General features: G+C 67.1%; 14 protein-coding genes. 3 read left to right on the top strand and 11 right to left on the bottom strand.

Going from position 1 to position 17,913, the window contains the following annotated elements:
- Window positions 1–7 precede the first annotated feature (7 nt).
- From ACNKW1_RS00420 to ACNKW1_RS00450, 7 genes are all read right to left on the bottom strand, one after another.
- Window positions 8–1,483, bottom strand: a complete 1,476-nt coding sequence (locus ACNKW1_RS00420; RefSeq protein ID WP_418362640.1) for a hemerythrin domain-containing protein — start codon at window positions 1,481–1,483, stop codon at window positions 8–10.
- A 10-nt stretch (window positions 1,484–1,493) separates the two neighbouring features.
- Window positions 1,494–3,644: an EAL domain-containing protein gene (locus ACNKW1_RS00425; RefSeq protein WP_418362641.1), complete on the bottom strand. Its 2,151-nt coding sequence runs from the start codon at window positions 3,642–3,644 to the stop codon at window positions 1,494–1,496.
- 183 nt (window positions 3,645–3,827) lie between these two features.
- Window positions 3,828–4,691: an Hsp33 family molecular chaperone HslO gene (locus ACNKW1_RS00430; RefSeq protein ID WP_418362642.1), complete on the bottom strand. Its 864-nt coding sequence runs from the start codon at window positions 4,689–4,691 to the stop codon at window positions 3,828–3,830.
- Window positions 4,692–4,720: 29 nt separating this feature from the next.
- Window positions 4,721–5,074: an arsenate reductase gene (locus ACNKW1_RS00435; RefSeq protein WP_418362643.1), complete on the bottom strand. Its 354-nt coding sequence runs from the start codon at window positions 5,072–5,074 to the stop codon at window positions 4,721–4,723.
- Window positions 5,075–5,205: 131 nt separating this feature from the next.
- A complete protein-coding gene (locus ACNKW1_RS00440) occupies window positions 5,206–7,593 on the bottom strand; it encodes a Tex family protein (protein ID WP_418362644.1) in 2,388 nt (795 codons plus the stop codon).
- A 211-nt stretch (window positions 7,594–7,804) separates the two neighbouring features.
- Window positions 7,805–8,653, bottom strand: a complete 849-nt coding sequence (locus tag ACNKW1_RS00445; protein ID WP_418362645.1) for a D-hexose-6-phosphate mutarotase — start codon at window positions 8,651–8,653, stop codon at window positions 7,805–7,807.
- Window positions 8,654–8,656: 3 nt separating this feature from the next.
- Window positions 8,657–11,344, bottom strand: coding sequence for a GNAT family N-acetyltransferase (locus tag ACNKW1_RS00450; RefSeq protein WP_418362646.1), 2,688 nt, complete (start codon window positions 11,342–11,344; stop codon window positions 8,657–8,659).
- 289 nt (window positions 11,345–11,633) lie between these two features.
- Here ACNKW1_RS00450 and ACNKW1_RS00455 point away from each other — a divergent pair, with 289 nt between their 5' ends.
- Window positions 11,634–12,227 carry a class I SAM-dependent methyltransferase gene (locus ACNKW1_RS00455; RefSeq protein WP_418362647.1) on the top strand — a complete coding sequence of 198 codons (594 nt, stop codon included), beginning with the start codon at window positions 11,634–11,636 and terminating at the stop codon, window positions 12,225–12,227.
- Window positions 12,228–12,261: 34 nt separating this feature from the next.
- Here ACNKW1_RS00455 and mnmH read toward each other — a convergent pair whose 3' ends face one another.
- Window positions 12,262–13,338, bottom strand: a complete 1,077-nt coding sequence (gene mnmH, locus ACNKW1_RS00460; RefSeq protein ID WP_418363338.1) for a tRNA 2-selenouridine(34) synthase MnmH — start codon at window positions 13,336–13,338, stop codon at window positions 12,262–12,264.
- Between the two features lie 59 nt (window positions 13,339–13,397).
- On the opposite strand from mnmH, the gene selD reads away from it, so the two are divergent.
- Window positions 13,398–14,438, top strand: a complete 1,041-nt coding sequence (selD, locus tag ACNKW1_RS00465; protein ID WP_418362648.1) for a selenide, water dikinase SelD — start codon at window positions 13,398–13,400, stop codon at window positions 14,436–14,438.
- Between the two features lie 48 nt (window positions 14,439–14,486).
- Here selD and ACNKW1_RS00470 read toward each other — a convergent pair whose 3' ends face one another.
- Window positions 14,487–15,116: an arylesterase gene (locus ACNKW1_RS00470; RefSeq protein ID WP_418362649.1), complete on the bottom strand. Its 630-nt coding sequence runs from the start codon at window positions 15,114–15,116 to the stop codon at window positions 14,487–14,489.
- Between ACNKW1_RS00470 and ACNKW1_RS00475 the strand changes: the two genes are divergently transcribed.
- Window positions 15,100–15,807: an ABC transporter ATP-binding protein gene (locus ACNKW1_RS00475; RefSeq protein WP_418363339.1), complete on the top strand. Its 708-nt coding sequence runs from the start codon at window positions 15,100–15,102 to the stop codon at window positions 15,805–15,807. The two genes, ACNKW1_RS00470 and ACNKW1_RS00475, sit on opposite strands and share 17 nt — an antisense overlap.
- Before the next feature lie 74 nt (window positions 15,808–15,881).
- Here the strand turns inward: ACNKW1_RS00475 and serB are convergent, their stop codons facing one another.
- Both serB and ACNKW1_RS00485 read right to left on the bottom strand, forming a co-directional pair.
- Window positions 15,882–16,715 carry a phosphoserine phosphatase SerB gene (gene serB, locus ACNKW1_RS00480; RefSeq protein WP_418362650.1) on the bottom strand — a complete coding sequence of 278 codons (834 nt, stop codon included), beginning with the start codon at window positions 16,713–16,715 and terminating at the stop codon, window positions 15,882–15,884.
- Window positions 16,712–17,791 (bottom strand): 3-deoxy-7-phosphoheptulonate synthase, encoded by a 1,080-nt coding sequence (locus tag ACNKW1_RS00485; RefSeq protein WP_418362651.1) that lies wholly within the window; start codon window positions 17,789–17,791, stop codon window positions 16,712–16,714. The genes serB and ACNKW1_RS00485 overlap by 4 nt, the downstream gene beginning before the upstream one ends.
- Between the last annotated feature and the right edge of the window lie 122 nt (window positions 17,792–17,913).

The following is a 17,913-nucleotide window of genomic DNA, read 5'->3' on the forward strand; positions in this document are numbered from 1 at the left end:
GGTTTGCTCAGGACGAGTAAGGGTGGACATCTTGCGGCTCCCGGGGATGTGCCGGTGTGGTGGAATCCGTTTCGGCAGACTCCAGGGGTAGTTCGATGCAGACCCGGGTGCCGGCGCCGGGCTGGCTGTCGACGAGGATCTGGCCGCCGTGGTCGCGCACGACGCTCCACGACACACTCATGCCCAGGCCGGTGCCCTTGCCGACGGGTTTGGTGGTGAAGAAGGGTTCGAACACGCGCTCCAGGTCTTCGCTCGCCATGCCGACACCGTTGTCTCCGATCTCGATCCAGGCCCATGGCCCACGGGTACCGGTGCGTACGGTGATGAGTCCGTGTGTCTGGATGGCTTGTGCGGCGTTGACCAGTACGTGGGTGAACACCTGATTGAGTTCGGACGGGCTGCACACCAGGGGCGGGACGATGCCATATTCGCGGCGCACTTCCGCCTTTTCGAGGACGATGTGCCCGACCAGCCCGAGCGTGCTGTCGATCTCGTCGTGGATGTCCACCGTAAGCCGGCCCTGGCTGCCCGGGCGGGCGTAGTCGAGCAGATTGCGCACGATGCGGGTGATGCGCTGCAGCCCGTCGTCGGACTCGTCGAGCAGCGTGGCCATGTCTTCGCGGATGAAGGACAGGTCGCGGTCGGCGCATAGCTTGCGCAGCGCCGCCTGTGTCTCGCGCGCCTGAGCGAGGAGCGGCTCGGCCTTGGTGTAGGCGTCGATGATCTCCAGCAGATCGCAGGCGTAGTCACGCAGGGTACTCAGGTTCGAGCGCACGAAGCCGGCCGGGTTGTTGATCTCGTGTGCGACGCCCGCCGCAAGCTGGCCGGTTGCGGCCATCCTTTCGCTGTGCATGAGCCGCGCCTGCGCATCTCTCAGGTCGTGCAGGGCAGCTTCGAGCGCGCGCTTCTCTTCCTGGAGGCGCGCGTTTGCCTGTGCCAGCTCCTGGGTGCGTCGCTGCACCTGCTCTTCCAGCCCCTGGTTGGTCGCGCAGAGCGAGTCGTAGAGGTTGTGGATGGTATCGAGCAGGGTGCGGACCATGAAGCCGGACTGGTCAGGGTCGGAGGATGCATTGGCGCTCGCTGCATCCCTATTACCCGAAAGCAGTGGCTTGTCCTCCTGCAGGATGTGGTAGGTGAGCCATGACAGCGTGAAGCGATGGATGGCCTTGAGCTTCTCCCGGTTGGGCAGGGCGGCGCGCCGGATGCGATCGAGGTCGGTGCCGAAGCTGGCGTGACGTGCGTGATGATGTGCGACGGCGCTCGGCGTCACGCCCGCCCGCGTCATGCACTCCTCCTCGTTGGCGAAGTGCTCGAGGGCGTAGCGACCGAGCTCCGCGCAGAAGTGGTCGCAGCGGGACTCGTTCTTCTCCACGATCGCATCGCCGAGCTCGTTGGCAAGCTCGATCAGGCGCCGGTGCTGGGCATCCACGCTGGCTACCCCCGTTTCGAAATGTTCACTCCATTCAATGACGCGGGCGGGCATGCGCAGATCCTCAGGAAAGGTGCGGCGAGGGGAGGTGGTCGTTGAAACGCTCGAAGGCCATGCGCACCTCCTGGCGCAGATCTTCGGGATCCCACGGTTTGGTCAGGTAGCGGAACACTTCGCCACGGTTGATCGCGCCGGTCACGGAGTCGATATCGGCGTAGCCCGACAGCACCATGCGCACGATATTCGGGTAGAGCTTGCGTACGCGCTGCAGGAACTCAACCCCGGTCATGCGCGGCATGCGCTGGTCGGCGATCAGCACGCCCACCGGATTGCGCGCGAGCAGCGCAAAGGCCTCGTCCGGCTCGGTTGTCGTCAGGATGCGGTAGCCGCTGCGGCGGAGCACGCGATTCAGGGCATTGAGGATTTCCTGCTCGTCGTCGAGCAGCAGCAGGGTGGGGCGGTGTTCGCCGTCGTCCGGGGCGGACTCTGACAGTGCGGCGGCATCGCAAAGGTATTGCCTGGCCTGCGCGGCGGGCAGGGGGCGGCTGACCAGATAGCCTTGGATCTCGTCGCACAGATGCTTGCGCAGGTAGTCGCGCTGGGCTTCTGTCTCCACGCCCTCAGCGATGGCGCGCAGCCCCAGGCTGTGCGCCATGGCGATGATCGCGAGCGAGAGCGAGGCATCGCCCGGATCGTTCACCAGGTTCTGTATGAAGCTGCGGTCGATCTTCAAAGTGTTGAACGGCAGGCGGCGCAGATAGCTCAGGCTCGCGTGCCCGGTGCCGAAGTCGTCCAGTGCTAGTGAAACACCCAGCGCGCTGATCTGCTCGAGAATGGCGCTTGCACGGTCGATATCGTCCATGACCGCCGACTCGGTGAGCTCGAGCTCGAGCCAACTGGCCGGCAGTGCGTGCCGCGCCAGCGCCGCGGCGACCGCATCGGCCAGCCCGGTTGTCCGGAGTTGGTGGGCGGAGACGTTGATCGCGACGCGGATCGGCGGCAATCCGGCGTCCATCCATTCGCGCGCCTGGCGGCAGGCTTCGTTCAACACCCATTCACCCATGGGCTGCACGAGGCCGAGGGTTTCGGCCAGGGGAATGAACTCGCCCGGCGGCACCAGCCCGCGCTCGGGGTGTTGCCAGCGCACCAGGGCCTCCACACCGCAGATGCTTCCATCGTGCAGATTCAGCTTCGGCTGGTAGTGGAGGACGAACTGTTCGCGCCGCAGCGCATGGTGGAGTTCGTTCTCCTGTGCGAGCAACTGGTGCGAGCGGCGGTCGGAATCGGGGGAAAAGCAGCAGAACCCGTTGCCGCCGTTGCGCTTGATGCGGTGCATGGCGAGGTGCGCGTTGCGCATCAGGTCGTCCGGGGTCACGCCGTCGTGCGGGTGCACGGCTACCCCGATGCTGGCGGTGAGGAAATACTCGACCTGATTGACCCGGAAGGGCTTTGCGAGTGCGCGCAGTACGGCGTGGGTCGGACGGGTCGGGTCGTCACCCGGACGCAGTCCGTCCAGCACGATGGCGAACTCGTCATCGCCCAGGCGCGCAACGGTATCGCCCTCGCGCACGCATTCGCGCAGGCGCTGACCGAACTCGATCAGCAGCTTGTTGCCGGCGAAGTTGCCGAGTTCGTCGTTGATGAGCTTGAAGCGGTCGATGTCGATCAACACCACCGCTGCATGCAGGTCCTGCCGGGCCGAGCGAGCCATGGTCTGCGAAAGCCGGTCGATGAGCAGCGAACGGTTGGCCAGCCCGGTCAGGCGGTCGTGGGTGGCGAGGTAGCTCAGCTGTTCGGACTGTTCGACCCGGTCGGTGACGTCGGTCAGGATGCTGACGAAGTGGCTGACCGTCCCCGTGTCGTCGTGGACCGGAGCGATGTTCAGGTCAGCCCAGAACAGCCCGCCATCCTTGCGCTGGAAGCGCAGCAGCACCGCGGCGGTCTGCCCCCGGCGCAAGGCGTCGCGCAGCTGGGTGAGGGCGGGCTGGTCGGGGTCGTGGGCGACCAGGAAACGGGCGTTGCGGCCGACAACCTCTGCCGTGCTGTAGCCCGTGATGCGGGTGAACGCGGGGTTGGTGAAGATGATCGGCCGGTCCCCGGCGGTCGAGTCGGAGATCATGATCGCGCTCGCCGACGATAGGACGGCAGTGCGATACATGCGGGCGAGCGTCTCACCGTCGGCACCCCCGTCGGGGTGCGCGATGGTGTTTCGCAAGGCCGTGTTACCTGTCATTACGCTAACCCTTGTGTTCTTGGGCCTGCGTGGCGGTCTTGCGCGAGCGCCTGGACACAGAGCCGGATCGTCCGGCGGATGCTAGGTTGTACGCCCGATCATTGCAGTGGCGGATTTCACGGATGGGGTGAGATCGTGCGGGTGGTGGGGCGAGGCAATGGGGGCTCAGTGCAGCGTGGGCGGGCGAAACAGGGCGTCGACGTCGTCTGCGTCGAAACGGTAGGTGTGGTTCGAGAGGTCGTCATGGACCACCACTTCGCCATGTTCGTCGAGGATCGCTCGGACCTCGTCCTCGCCCAGCGCGCGCAGCATGGCCGTGACTTTGTCCGGGTCGGCAGGCCAGTCGTGCGTGACCGGGCGGGCGTCGAAGAGGCGAACGTTTTCTTCCGCGAACAGGCGGCGCAGGATCTCGGCGGCGTCCAGGCCGAGCAGTTCGTCGTCGCGTATGGTGTTTGCGAGCTGCTGAATACGGGACCAGCCGTCCAGATCCTTGAGGTCGGCGCCCGGCAGCTTCTGCACGAAAAGCGCGACTGCGGCGTTGGGGCTGCAGGCCAGCCACAGGCCTGCCGGCTGCTGTTCGGACTGGGCGAGGTAGTGCTCGAAGACTGCGCCGATGCTGTCGCCTTCCAGCGGGACCAGGCTTTGGTAGGGCTGATCCATCGCTTCGATGTCGAGCGAGAGTTGCAGACGGCCGTCGCCGACGAGCTCGGCCAGGGTGCCTTCGGCCGGGGCCGACTCCGCCTTGGCGTATCCGCGCAGGTTGAGCGTTTCGGCGCAGTCGATCACGAGCAGGCGCACCGGTCCGTGGCCGCTGATCTGGAAGGTGAGTCGGCCAGGCTGCTTGAGGTTGCCGGCGATCACGGCGGAGACCGCACTCATCTCGCCGAGCAGGTGTGCGACCGCCGGGGGGTAGTCGCGCCCGGCTTGCATGGCCTGCCAGACGTCGGTCAGGCGCACCACGGCGCCGCGGATGTCGAGGTCTTCCAGCAGGAAGCGCTGGATGTAGCTCTTGGGAAGCGTTTCGCTCATCGATGAGGGTCCAGTGTGCGAGGCGGGGTTCAGCGTGCGCTCAGGCGTTCGAATGCTGCGGCATCGAGGCCGACGACCAACTCGCCGCTTGCAAATTCGACGACCGGTCGGCGGATCAGGCTGGGTTGTGCCTGCATGAGGGCGATTGCACCCTCGGGATTGGTGATGCGCTGCTGCTCGGGAGCGAGTTTGCGCCAAGTCGTGCCGCGTTTGTTGATCAGCACTTCCCAGCCGAGTTTGTCGCACCAGCGCGCGAGCGTGGCGGTGTCGATGCCGGCCTTCTTGTAGTCATGAAAATCGTAGGCGACACCGGCCCCTTCGAACCAGGCGAAAGTCTTCTTCATGGTGTCGCAGTTCTTGATGCCGTGGATGATCGGGTTCATGAAGGCGTCCGTTTGTTGGTCGATTCGCGCAGAAGCCGGGCTCCCACGCACAGGGGAGCGATTCTGCCGGCGATGGGCGCCAGGCTGCGGGAGCGGGCTTGCCCACGCACCGTTGCGCTCGATCGGTGCGCTCACTTCCCCCCGCGGGCCCGGGCGAAGGCCTCGGCCAGCGCGTTGCCGGCCGCGGGGCGGGAGGCTTCCTGCCGTGCGCCGCCCTTGCCCTGCGCGGGCGGACGGCGATTGTCGTTGCCGCGCGGGTGCTGCTCGCCACGCGGCTGCTGGCTGCCTTCCGCGCGCCGCGGCGCGCGTTCGTCGCGTCGGGCGCCGGATTCGCCGCGCTTTGGTGCGGCCTCGTCGCCCAGGCGCATGGTGAGCGCGATGCGGTGGCGCGGGATGTCCACCTCCAGCACCTTCACCTTCACCACCTGGCCGGCCTTGACCACGCTGTGCGGGTCCTTGACGAAGGTGTTCGACAGTGCGGAGATGTGCACCAGGCCGTCCTGATGCACGCCGATGTCGACGAAGGCGCCGAAGTTGGTCACGTTGGTGACCACGCCTTCGAGCAGCATGCCGGGCTCCAGATCCTTGAGCGTCTCCACGCCCTCGCGGAAGCTCGCGGTGCGGAACTCGGGGCGCGGGTCGCGGCCGGGTTTCTCCAACTCGGCGAGGATGTCCTGCACCGTGGGCAGGCCGAAGCGCTCGTCGGTGAACTCCCCGGGCCGCAGGCTCTTGAGGAAGCTGCCGTTGCCCATCAGCTCGCGCACGCTCTTCTGCACCTTGGCGAGGATGCGCTCGACCACCGGGTAGGCCTCCGGGTGGACTGAGGAAGCGTCGAGCGGGTTGTCGCCGCTGGGGATGCGCAGGAAGCCGGCGGCCTGCTCGAAGGTCTTGGGGCCGAGGCGGGGCACGTCCTTGAGCGCGCTGCGGCTGCGGAACGGACCTTTGGTGTTGCGGTACTCGACGATGTTGCCGGCGAGCGTGGCGTTAAGCCCCGAGATGCGCGCGAGCAGCGGCGCCGAAGCGGTGTTCACGTCCACCCCGACTGCGTTCACGCAGTCTTCCACGACCGCATCCAGACTCTTCGCCAGGCGGCCCTGGTTGACGTCGTGCTGGTACTGGCCGACACCGATCGACTTGGGGTCGATCTTGACCAGCTCCGCCAGTGGATCCTGCAGGCGGCGGGCGATCGACACCGCGCCTCGCAGGCTCACGTCCACGTCCGGGAACTCCTTCGCCGCCAGCTCGGACGCCGAGTACACCGAGGCGCCGGCCTCCGACACCATGACCTTGGTGAGCTTGAGTTCGGGGTAGCGCTGCATCAGCTCCGCCGCCAGGGCGTCGGTCTCGCGCGAGGCGGTGCCGTTGCCGATGGCGAGCAGTTCGACCGCATGCTTCTTCGCCAGCGCGGCGATGGTGGCGATCGAGGATTCGCGGTCGCGGCGTGGCTCGAAGGGATACACGGTCGCGGTGTCGACCAGCTTGCCGGTGGCATCCACCACCGCGACCTTCACGCCGGTGCGGATGCCCGGGTCGAGGCCGAGGGTGGCGCGCGTGCCAGCGGGCGCGGCGAGCAGCAGGTCCTTCAGGTTGCGCGCGAAGACGCGGATCGCCTCTTCCTCCGCGCGTTCGCGCAGCTCACTCATCAGCTCGAGCTCGAGGTGGATGGAGATCTTCACGCTCCACGCCCAGCGCGCGGTTTCGGCAAGCCAGCGGTCGGCCGGGCGGCCCTGGTTGCGGATGCCGAAGCGTACCGCGATGCGGCCTTCGCAGGGGTGAGGCGCCTCGGGGTCCGGGCGGTCCACATCCAGCGCGAGGCGCAGCACGCCCTCGTTGCGGCCGCGCAGTAGTGCCAGCGCGCGGTGCGAGGGCATGGTGGCGATCGGCTCGGCAAAGTCGAACCAGTCGCGGAACTTGGCGCCTTCGTTCTCCTTGCCCTCGATCACGCTCGAGCGGACTTGGCCGTGCTCGTGCAGATAGCTGCGCAGTTCGCCGAGCAGGGTGGCGTCCTCGGCGAAGTGTTCCATGAGGATCTGACGTGCGCCGTCGAGCACTGCCTTGGTGTCGGCGAAGCCCGCGTCGGCATTGAGGTACTTCTCCGCCTCGTGCTCGGGTGTCAGCGTCGGGTCGGTGAGCAGGGCCTCGGCCAGTGGGCCGATCCCCGCTTCGCGTGCGATCTGTGCCTTGGTGCGGCGCTTGGGCTTGTAGGGCAGGTAGAGGTCTTCGAGGCGCTGCTTGGTGTCGGCGTGCTCGACCTCTGCACGCAGTTCGGCGGTGAGCTTGCCCTGTTCCGCGATCGAGGCCAGCACTGTGGCGCGGCGGTCCTCGAGTTCGCGCAGGTAGCCGAGGCGTTCCTCCAGCGTGCGCAACTGGGTGTCGTCCAGGCCGCCGGTGACTTCCTTACGGTAGCGGGCGATGAAGGGTACGGTTGCGCCATCGTCGATGAGCTGGACGGCGGCGATGACCTGGCGCGGCGAGACGCCGAGCTCGTCGGCGATGCGGTGTTCGATCGGGGGGAGCATGGGGCGGAGGCGGTGAAGCGCAAAAGGGAAGGGCGGGATAGTGCAACAGGCTACCGGCCAGGATCAACCCGCCGGCAGCACGATGCCTGGTCCGAAGCCCGGCTGCAGGGTGGAAAAATCACCACCGGAGCGGGCTTGCCCGCGAAAACGGAGGCCGGCGGACCTTTTTCGGAGTCACGCCCTCACAGGCGGGTGCGCCTGCAGGGCAGCCTCAGAGCGCGACCAGGGTCTGCCGGCCCCACCAGGTCCCGCCTGCCGCCAAGCGTATCGGTTCGCGCGCAGCGGCAGCCTCGATGCACAGCATGCGACGGAAACCGTCGTTGGGCAGGTCGGCGAGGGCCGCGCTGCGCTCGACCCAGGGGTTCCATACCACCACGTCGGGGAAACCGTCGGCGTTGATGCCCAGGCTGCGATCGTATTCACGCAGCAGCACCGGGCGGGTGACGTCTTGATAGACGCGGTCGGTCTCGGCCTCGATCAGCACCGCGTCGCCGGAGTCGCGTCGGACGCGGTTGGCGTCGGTCTTGTCGCGGTAGGAGAAGCCGTGCAGACCTTCGATGCGCGACTCCTCGACCTCGCGCACGGCAAGATAGGTATGCAGCGCCGCGGTGAATTCGAAAGGCTGATCGCTGGTGTTGCCGATCTCGAGCTCGAGATCCAGCCGGCTGTCCTCGATCAGGATCGAGAGCTCCGCACGAAAGGCATGCGGCCACTGCGCGCGCGTGTCGGCATCATCGGCGAGCTGCAGCCCGATGAGGGCGAAGTCCTCCCCGCAGCGCTCGGTGACGAGCGTCCACGCCCGGTTGCGTGCGAAGCCGTGGGCGGGCAGGGCGCCAAGGTCGGCGAACTGCGGAAAACAGACCGGAATGCCGCCCCGGATCGCGCTGTGCCCGTCGAACAAGGCTCGCGGGCTCAGGTACAGACGCTCTTCCCCGCCGGGCGGCGTCCAGGACAGCACCTGCGCACCCTGCAACGCCACCACCGCGCGTGCGCCCGCGGCGGTCGACAAGCGCAGCGCAGGCTGGCCGTGAAACTCGATGCGCTCGATCGTTGCAGCCATCGCTCAGTCCTGCAGCGCCAGCACGCCCAGCTTGACCGAGCTGTCTTCCGGGTCGCTGCTGAGCACGAAGCCGAGCTTCTGCACGAATTTCAGCATGCGCTCGTTGTTGGCGAGGAAGACCCCGTTCATGTACTGGATGCCGCGGCTGCGCGCGGTCTCGATCAGCACGCCCATCAGCTTGCGGGCGAGGCCGCGGTGCTGCCAGTCATCGGCCACCACGACCGCAAACTCGCAGGATTCGCCGTCCGGATTGACCGCGTAGCGGCACACGCCGATCTCCTTTTCCATGCCGTCGACCGCGAGCGTGGCGACGAAGGCCATCTCGCGGTCGTAGTCGATCTGGGTCAGGCGCGCGACCATGGCGGGCGGCAGCTCGCGCATGGTGTTCATGAAGCGGTAGTACTTGGTCTCGGCCGACAGCGTACGCACGAAGTCGACCTCGAGCTCGGCGTCTTCGGGCTTGATCGGGCGGATCGTCACCGTGGTGCCGTCCGGCACCGTCCAGGTGCTGATCAGGTGCGACGGGTAAGGGTGGATCGCCATGTGGTCGTAGCGGTCCGCGGTGGGCGAGACGTTCTCCACCGTGATGCTGCCATCGACCGCGACCACGCCGTTCTCGTCCACGATCAGCGGGTTGATCTCCATCTCGGTGATCCACGGCAGTTCGCACACCATCTCCGAGATGCGCAGCAGCACCAGTTCCAGTGCGCCCATGTCCACCGCGGGCATGTTGCGGTATTCGCCCAGGCGGGTCGCGATACGCGTGGAGCGGATCATGTCCTTGACGAGGAAGCTGTTGAGCGGGGGCAGTGCCACGGCGATGTCGCGGTTCTCGTCCGCGAGGTTGCCGCCCTCGCCGAAGCTGATCGCGGGGCCGAACACCGGGTCGCGCTTGACCGCCACCACCAGCTCGCGCCCGTTGCGCTTCTGGATCATCGGCTCGATCGCGATGCCGTTGATCACTGCGTCCGGCTGCACGCGCTTGACCTCGTCGATGATCTCCTGATAGGTCGAACGCACCGCGGCCAGGCTGCGGATGTTCAGCCGAACGCCACCCACGTCGGACTTGTGCACGATGCTCGGCGAGTCGATTTTCATCACCACCGGAAGGCCGATTTCGGCCGAGAGCACCATGGCTTCGGCGGCCGAGCGTGCGACCACGGTCTGTGCGATCGGGATGCGGAAGGCGGCGAGCAGGGCCTTCGACTCCATCTCGTTGAGCTTCTTGCGCCGTTCGGACAGCGCCATCTCGATGACCAGACGCGCGCTCTCGATGGAGGGCGAGGGCAGGTGCGAAAGTGAAGACGGCGTCTGCATCAGCAGCTTCTGGTTCTGGTAGTAGGCCGAGATGTGGCTGAACAGCTCGACCGCCGGCTCCGGCGTGCGGAAGTGCGGAATGCCACCGGCGCTGAACTTCTGCCGCGCTTCGGTGACGAGTTCCTCGCCCATCCAGCAGGTCACGACCGGCTTGTCCGCCGTCTTCTCGAGTTCGATGACGACATCGGCCACCCCTGCCGGATTGCTCATCGCCTGCGGCGTCAGCATCACCAGCACGCCGTCAACGTTGGGGCCTTCGAGTACGGCCTTGAGCGCCTTGCGATAGCGCTCTGGGTCGGCGTCGCCGAGGATGTCCACCGGGTTGCCATGCGACCAGCCCGTGGGCAGGGCGGCGTTGAGTTTCTCGACTGTGCCTTCGGACAGGTTGGCGAGCGGGATGCCGATGTCGGCAGCGCGGTCGGCCGCCATGACGCCCGGCCCGCCACCGTTGGTGATGATGGCGAGGCGGTTGCCGCGCGGGCGGAAGTGCGAGAACAGCGCGTTTGCCGCGGCGAAGAGCTGGCCCATGTTGTACAGGCGTATGACGCCGGCGCGGCGCAGCGCGGCGTCGAACACCGCGTCGTCCCCCATGGGTGCGCCGCTGTGCGACAGGATTGCGCGCGAGGCGTCGGGATGACGGCCGGCCTTGATCAGCAGCACGGGCTTGACGCGCGCCGCGCCGCGCAGGGCGCTCATGAAGCGGCGTGCGTCGCGGATACCTTCGACGTAGAGGAAGATGCTCTCGGTGCGCGGGTCCGAGATCATGTACTCGAGCACTTCGCCGAAGTCGATGTCCGACGAAGAGCCGAGCGACACGACCGAGGAGAAGCCCACATTGTTCGGCTTGGCCCAGTCGAGGATGGCCGCGCACAGCGCGCCCGATTGCGAGATCAGGCCGATGCTGCCCTTGAGCGCGCTGGCATGGGCGAAGGTGGCGTTGACGCCCAGCTGCGGACGCATGATCCCCAGACAGTTGGGGCCGAGCAGGCGGATGCGATGGCGGTGCGCGGCTTCGATGACCTGGCGCTCCATCAGCGCGCCGCGCGGCCCGGCCTCGGAAAAGCCCGAGGACAGGATGATCGCGGCCTTTACGCCGGCGCGTCCGCACGCGTCCATGATCGCGGGTGCCTTCTCGGCGCGCACGGCAATCACCACCAGGTCGAGGCGTTGCGGCACGTCCTCGACGGATTTGTAGCAGACTACCCCGTGCACCTTCTCGTGCTTGGGGTTGATGGCGAACAGCTTGCCCTTGTAGCCGGCCTCGAGCATGTTGCGCATCAGGACATTGCCCAAAGACGCCTCACGTTCGCTCGCGCCGATGATGCCGACCGAGCGCGGTTCCAGCAGCGGAGTCAGATAGTGCTTGTCTTTCATGATGGGAGCCTGGTCATGGTGTGCAGGGTTGGATATGCGATTTGCAACATGTCTGTCATCTCATCCGGCGGAGAAGGCGCGGGGGGACTGGACGCGATCTGATTATACTGCAGTGCACAATCGCGGGACGGCCACCTGTCGCTTTTTGTGCACTTTACGACAGTACGTGCGAATTCGCAGGCCGTAGAAGCACGCACGCGGAAGCACATGGAGGCTGTCCCGTGCCGCGCCAACCGGGTTGCTGCGGCGCTAGAATGGCCTCGGCCTTCAACCCGAACCGAGCGAATCCATGCACCCGGCGCCTTCTCCGATTTCGAGCCACGACGCGCATCTCCCGACCGGTGAGCCATCGCCATGGGTCGTCCGCTTCACGCCCTTGCTGCCCCCCGGAGGGCGGGTGCTGGACCTGGCCTGCGGATCGGGCCGCCACACGCGCTGGTGTGCCGCGAACCGCCTGAAGGTGGTGGCGGTGGACCGGGATGTCGAGGCACTGTCGCACCTGCAGGGACTCGAGGGCGTGGAAACCCGGGTTCTGGACCTGGAGGCCAAGGCCTGGCCGCTGGATGGGGAGTCGTTCGATGTCGTGCTGGTGAGCAACTACCTCTTCCGGCCGCATTTTGAGGCGCTCCTCGCATCGGTGCGCCCGGGCGGCGTGTTGCTGTACGAGACCTTCATGCGCGGCAATGAGCGCTTCGGCAAGCCCTCCAATCCGGATTTCCTGCTGCGACCGGGAGAGCTGCTGCAGCGCTTGGATGAGGCATGGACCGTGGTCGCCTTCGAACAGGGAGAGGTTGCCCGTCCACGGCCCGCCGTGGTGCAGCGTCTGTGCGCGGTGCACGCAGGTGGTGGCGGAGAGGGATACAGGCTGCCCGCGCTGCCGTGAGTCTGCGCAGTTGCCGTGCTCCCGGCGCGCAGTTTCAGCCTGCGTCCGGAGAGGTGGGCGGTGCGGCGTGCTGCGCCAGGATGCGTTGTGCGATTTCGCGGATGCCTCCATCACCGAGATCGGCACTCTGCACCCGCAGGGCGTCGGCGTAGCCGGCGTAGTTTGTGTGCTGCGAGCGGTTGTAGAGCGGGTCGTAGTGCAGGTCGATGAGTTCGCCGAAGAGTTCGGGCAGCGCGTGGGTTGCGGCGAGCGCCTTCCAGCGCTCCAGGGTTTCGCGGCTCTGGTGTTCGCGCAGCCGGTGCAGTTTGTCCTGCAGCGCGGCGACATCGTCACCGAGGTAGGCGTAGTCACGGACCAGGAACGCGAGCCTCGCCTCGCGCGTGGCGTCGACCAGGATGCACGGTGCGCGACGCATGGCCAGGATCAGTGGCTCGGGCACGAAGACAAGGCCGATCTTGCGGCTCTCGGCTTCCACGAACACCGGCTGTGCCGGGTCGAGCCGGCGCATCCTGTCCCACAGCAGGGTTTCGAAGCGCTTTTGCGCAGGCTGCGGGCGGTCGGGCAGGGCGCCGAGCACCGAGCCCTTGTGCGCGGCCAGGTCTTCGAGGTCAAGCACCTGTGCGCCTTCGGCGGCGAGCGCCTCGAGGATGCGCGTCTTGGCGCTGCCGGTGGGGCCGCTGACGATGCGCAGGTCGAGCTGCTGGGTGATGCGCTCGATCTCGGCGATGACGTGGTGGCGGAAGGACTTGTAGCCGCCCTCGAGCTGGCATGCATCCCAGCCCACCATGCGCAGCCAGGTGGTGAATGAGCCGCTGCGCTGGCCGCCGCGCCAGCAGTAGATCAACGGGCGCCAGTTCTTCGGCTTGTGCTGGAGCTTCTCCAGCATGTGGCGCGAGATGTTTGCCGCCACCAGCGCGCCGCCAAGGCGGCGCGCGTCGAAGGCGGACTGCTGCTTGTACATCGTGCCCACCACGATGCGCTGCGCGTCATCGAGCACGGGCAGGTTGATTGCGCCGGGAATGTGATCCTCTGCGAACTCCGCAGGCGTGCGCGCATCGATGATCTCGTCAAACCCGGACAGCTGTGCTACGGTCGCCACGCCTTTCTGCATGATGCTCACGCGGCTGCGGGCGCCTTGCGCGCAGTCAGCCGCTTTCTCCTTTTCAGAACATGAATCAGATCAAACTGACCGAATTCTCCCATGGCGGCGGCTGTGGCTGCAAAATCGCGCCCGCCGTGCTCTCCGAACTGCTCGCCAGCATGCCGGCCGGGCTGGTGCCGCCCGAGCTGCTCGTGGGCACCGATACCGCCGACGACGCCGCGGTGTACAAGCTCAACGAGCGCCAGGCCATCGTCGCCACCACCGACTTCTTCACCCCCATCGTCGATGATCCGCGCGATTTCGGCCGCATCGCCGCCACCAACGCGCTTTCCGACGTCTACGCGATGGGCGCGACCCCCATCCTCGCGCTCGCGATCGTCGGCATGCCGCTGGACAAGCTGCCGGCGGAGGTGATCGGCGAGATCCTGAGGGGGGGCGCGGACGTGTGCCGCGACGCGGGCATCCCGCTCGCGGGCGGGCACTCGATCGATGTGCTGGAGCCGATCTACGGGCTCGTGGCGCTGGGTGTTGTCGACCCCGAGCGGGTGCGTACCAATGCGGGGGCGAAGCCGGGCGACGTGCTGATCCTCTCCAAGCCGCTTGGCATCGGCATCCTGTCCGGTGGCCTGAAGAAGGGCATGCTGTCCGCTGAGGGCTACGCGCAGATGGTGCGCTGGACGACGACGCTGAACCGCGCCGGCGGCAAGCTCGCGGACATCGATGGCGTGCATGCGGTGACCGACGTCACCGGCTTCGGACTGGCCGGTCATTTGCTCGAGATGTGCCGCGGCGCTTCCCTGACGGGCGTGGTGCGATTCGATGCGCTGCCAGTGATCGACGAGGCGCGTGCGCTGGTCATGGCGGGCGTGGCCACCGGCGCGTCGACGCGCAACTGGGCGAGCTACGGCACGGGGGTCGAACTGGCCGCGGATGCGCCGGAATGGCAGCGCAAGCTGATCACCGACCCGCAGACCTCGGGCGGACTGCTGATCGCGTGCGCGCCCGGGGCGGTCGAGGCGGTGCAGGCCGCAATCGTGGAAGCGCAGGGCGAGCCGGGGGTGGTGATCGGCGAGATGCAGGCGGGCGTGGCGCGGGTAGTGGTCCGCTGAAGGTAGCCTCGCGGCCGATGTGCCTTGGAGGCCTCCCGCGCGGCAACTTCAGCGGGCTTTCGCGTGGGGGCTAGAGAGCATCGGCTGCAATCCTGCCCAGACGGTGTCCAGGATCAGCGTCTGCGCCTCGGCCGTGGGGTGGATGCCGTCGGCCAGGAACAGCTCCGGGCGGTCGGCGAAGCCGTCCATCAGGAAGGGAACGAAGGGTACGTCCTCTTTTTTGGCCAGGTTCTGGTAGACGGCAGCAAAGCGGCGGGTATAGAAGGGGCCGTAGTTGGGGGGCATCTGCATGCCGACGAGCAGCACACGGGCGCCGGCCTCGCGTGCCTCGGTGATCATCGCGCGCAGGTTGTCCTCCAGCACTTGCGGCTGGAGGCCGCGCAGTCCGTCGTTGGCGCCGAGTTCGAGGATCAGGATGTTGGGGGCGTGCTCGGCAAGTGCGGCGGGCAGGCGCGAGCGGCCGCCGGAGGAGGTCTCGCCCGAGACGCTGCCGTTGGCGACCTGATGATTGAAACCTTTCTCGGCCAGGCGCGTCTGCAACAGGGCTGGCCACTCCTGGCCCCTTTCCAGTCCGTAGCCGGCCGACAGGCTGTCGCCCCACACGAGGATGGTCGCCGCCTGAACGGTGGCGGCGAAGAAGAACATGAACACGAAGGTAGCGATGAATCGCAGCGGCATTGAGCACTCCAGTCCGGTCATCGAGGTCGATGGCCTGAGCAAACAGGTGAGGCTGGCCGATGGCCAGGGCGACCTGCATATTCTGCAGGACATCCGGTTTGCGGTGTCCGCGGGCGAGTCGGTCGCCATCGTGGGCGCCTCCGGTTCGGGTAAGTCGACGCTGCTGGGATTGCTCGCCGGGCTGGATGTTCCCGCCCGCGGCACGGTGCGCTTGCAGGGGCAGGACCTGTTCGCGCTCGACGAGGATGCGCGCGCCGCGTTGCGCGGCGAGGCGATCGGCTTCGTGTTTCAGTCCTTTCAGCTACTGCCGGCGCTGACCGCGCTGGAGAACGTGATGCTGCCGCTGGAGCTGGCCGGTGCGGATGCGGCACGCACGGTGGCCACGCAGTGGCTCGAGCGGGTGGGCCTGGGCAGCCGGCTTCGCCACTATCCGAAGCACCTTTCCGGTGGTGAGCAGCAGCGCGTCGCCCTGGCGCGCGCCTTTGCACCCAATCCGCGCGTGCTGCTGGCCGACGAACCCACCGGCAACCTCGATGCGGAGACCGGCAAGTCGATCATCGAACTCATGTTCAGCCTCAACCGCGAGGCGGGGACCACGCTGATCCTCGTCACCCACGACGAATCGCTCGCGCGCCGCTGCGGGCGCATGCTGCGCATGCAGGCCGGGCGCTTGATGGAGGAGGGGCACTGAGGCAGGGGGGGCTGAGGCAGGGTGCGCGCTGAGGCGGATTGCGCTGCCCACGAAACGCCCGTCGCGCGCGAGCGTCAGCCGCCGAAAATGTCGAGGATGCCGTCGAGCCCGGTGTGATCCAGGCAGCAGTGCGCCACGTCACGCAGCACGGGTTTGGCGCGGAAGGCGACGCCGAAGCCCGCTGCACGCAGCATGGGGATGTCGTTGGCTCCGTCGCCCGCTGCGATCACCTGCTCGGGTTTGAGCCCGAGCTCGTCGCGTACGCGCTCCAGATGGGCCGCCTTGGCCTCGCCATCGATGATGTCGCCAACGACCTTGCCGGTGAGCTTGCCGTCGATGATCTCAAGCTCGTTGGCATAGGCGTGATCGAAGCCCAGCCGCGCCTTCAGGCGCTCGGTGAAGTAGGTGAATCCGCCCGAAACCAGTACGGTGCGGATGCCGGCGCGCTGCAAGCCCTGCAGCAGGCGCTCGGCGCCCGCGTTCAGCTGCAGACGGTGATCGAACACCTCGGCCAGCGCCGTCTCCGGCAGCCCGGCGAGCAGCGCCACGCGGCGGGTGAGTGATTCGCGGAAATCGATCTCGCCCTGCATTGCGGCCTCGGTGATCGTCGCAACCTCGTGCTTGAGACCCTGCATGTCGGCGATCTCGTCGATGCACTCGATGTTGATCAGGGTCGAGTCCATGTCGGTGACGAAGAGGCCGAAATCGCTTAGCTTGCGACCTTCGGGCAGCCACACGTGGTCCAGTCCGCCCTCGGCGCATGCGGCCACCAACCCCTCGTGGGGCTTTGCGCCCACGAGGCGGAAGGAGCGCGTGGTGATCTGCTCGACCTCGCGTGCCTCGGTGAGCTTGGCGATGTTCTTCAGCGCGGCGCTGTCGACGTCGCCGGCCAGCACGACCAGGTTCATGCGTGTCGCTCCGCGCGGGGCAGCACGTCGCGCAGTACGGCCGCGGCGTTGCGGATCATCTCTTCGGTGGTTTCCCAGCCCACGCAGGCGTCCGTGACCGAGCAACCGTACTTGAGCTGCGATAGATCAGCCGGGATGGGCTGGTTGCCCGCCTCGAGGTTGCTCTCGATCATCAGCCCGACCACGGATTGGTTGCCTTCGCGGATCTGGTGCATCACGTCTTTCATCACCAGCGGCTGGAACTCCGGTTTCTTCCACGAGTTGGCGTGCGAGCAGTCGACCACGATGTTCTTTGGCAGCTTGGCCTTGGCCAGCGCTTGCTCGGCGAGCGAGATCGACACGGTGTCGTAGTTGGGGCGGCCGCCACCGCCACGCAACACGGCGTGGCCGTACCGGTTGCCGCGGGTGCGGGTGATCGCCGACTGTCCCATGCCGTTGATGCCGAGGAAACTGTGCGGGCTGCCCGCCGAGAGGATCGCGTTGATCGCCACCTCGAGGTCGCCATCGGTGGCGTTCTTGAATCCGACCGGCGTCGACAGGCCCGAAGCCATCTCGCGGTGGGTCTGCGATTCCGAGGTTCGCGCGCCGATCGCGGTCCACGAGATCAGGTCGCCGTAATACTGCGGTGCGATCGGGTCGAGCGCCTCGGTGGCGGTGGGCAGGCCGATCTCGCACACGTCGAGCAGAAACCTGCGTGCGCGCTCCATGCCCACGTCGATGCGGAAGGAGTCGTCCATGAACGGATCGTTGATGAAGCCCTTCCAGCCGGTGGAGGTACGCGGCTTCTCGAAGTACACGCGCATCACCAGCAGCAGCACGTCCGAAACCTCGTCGGCCAGCTTCTTCAGCCGGCGCGCGTAGTCGAGGCCCGCCTCGGGATCATGGATCGAGCACGGGCCGACCACCACGAACACCCGCGGATCCTTGCGGTCGAGGATGTCCATGACCGCCCGCCGCCCGGCCACGACCGAAGCGGCCGCGGGCTCGGTGAGCGGCACGTGCGCCTTGATCTCGTCGGGCGAGGGCATGTGGTCGAACGCGAGGACGTTGAGGTTTTCGGTCTGGGTGAGCGGCATTGCTGAGGGCTCCGGATTGCGGCCTGGAAAGCCTGCAATTGTAGCGCCCGCGATGGGCGATGTCGTTGCGGATTTGACGCGGATTTGGCGGCGCCTCGACGCGCGCGCGAGGGTGTCCAGGT

This window comes from Thauera sp. WH-2, assembly GCF_048321015.1.
Lineage (GTDB): Bacteria > Pseudomonadota > Gammaproteobacteria > Burkholderiales > Rhodocyclaceae > Thauera.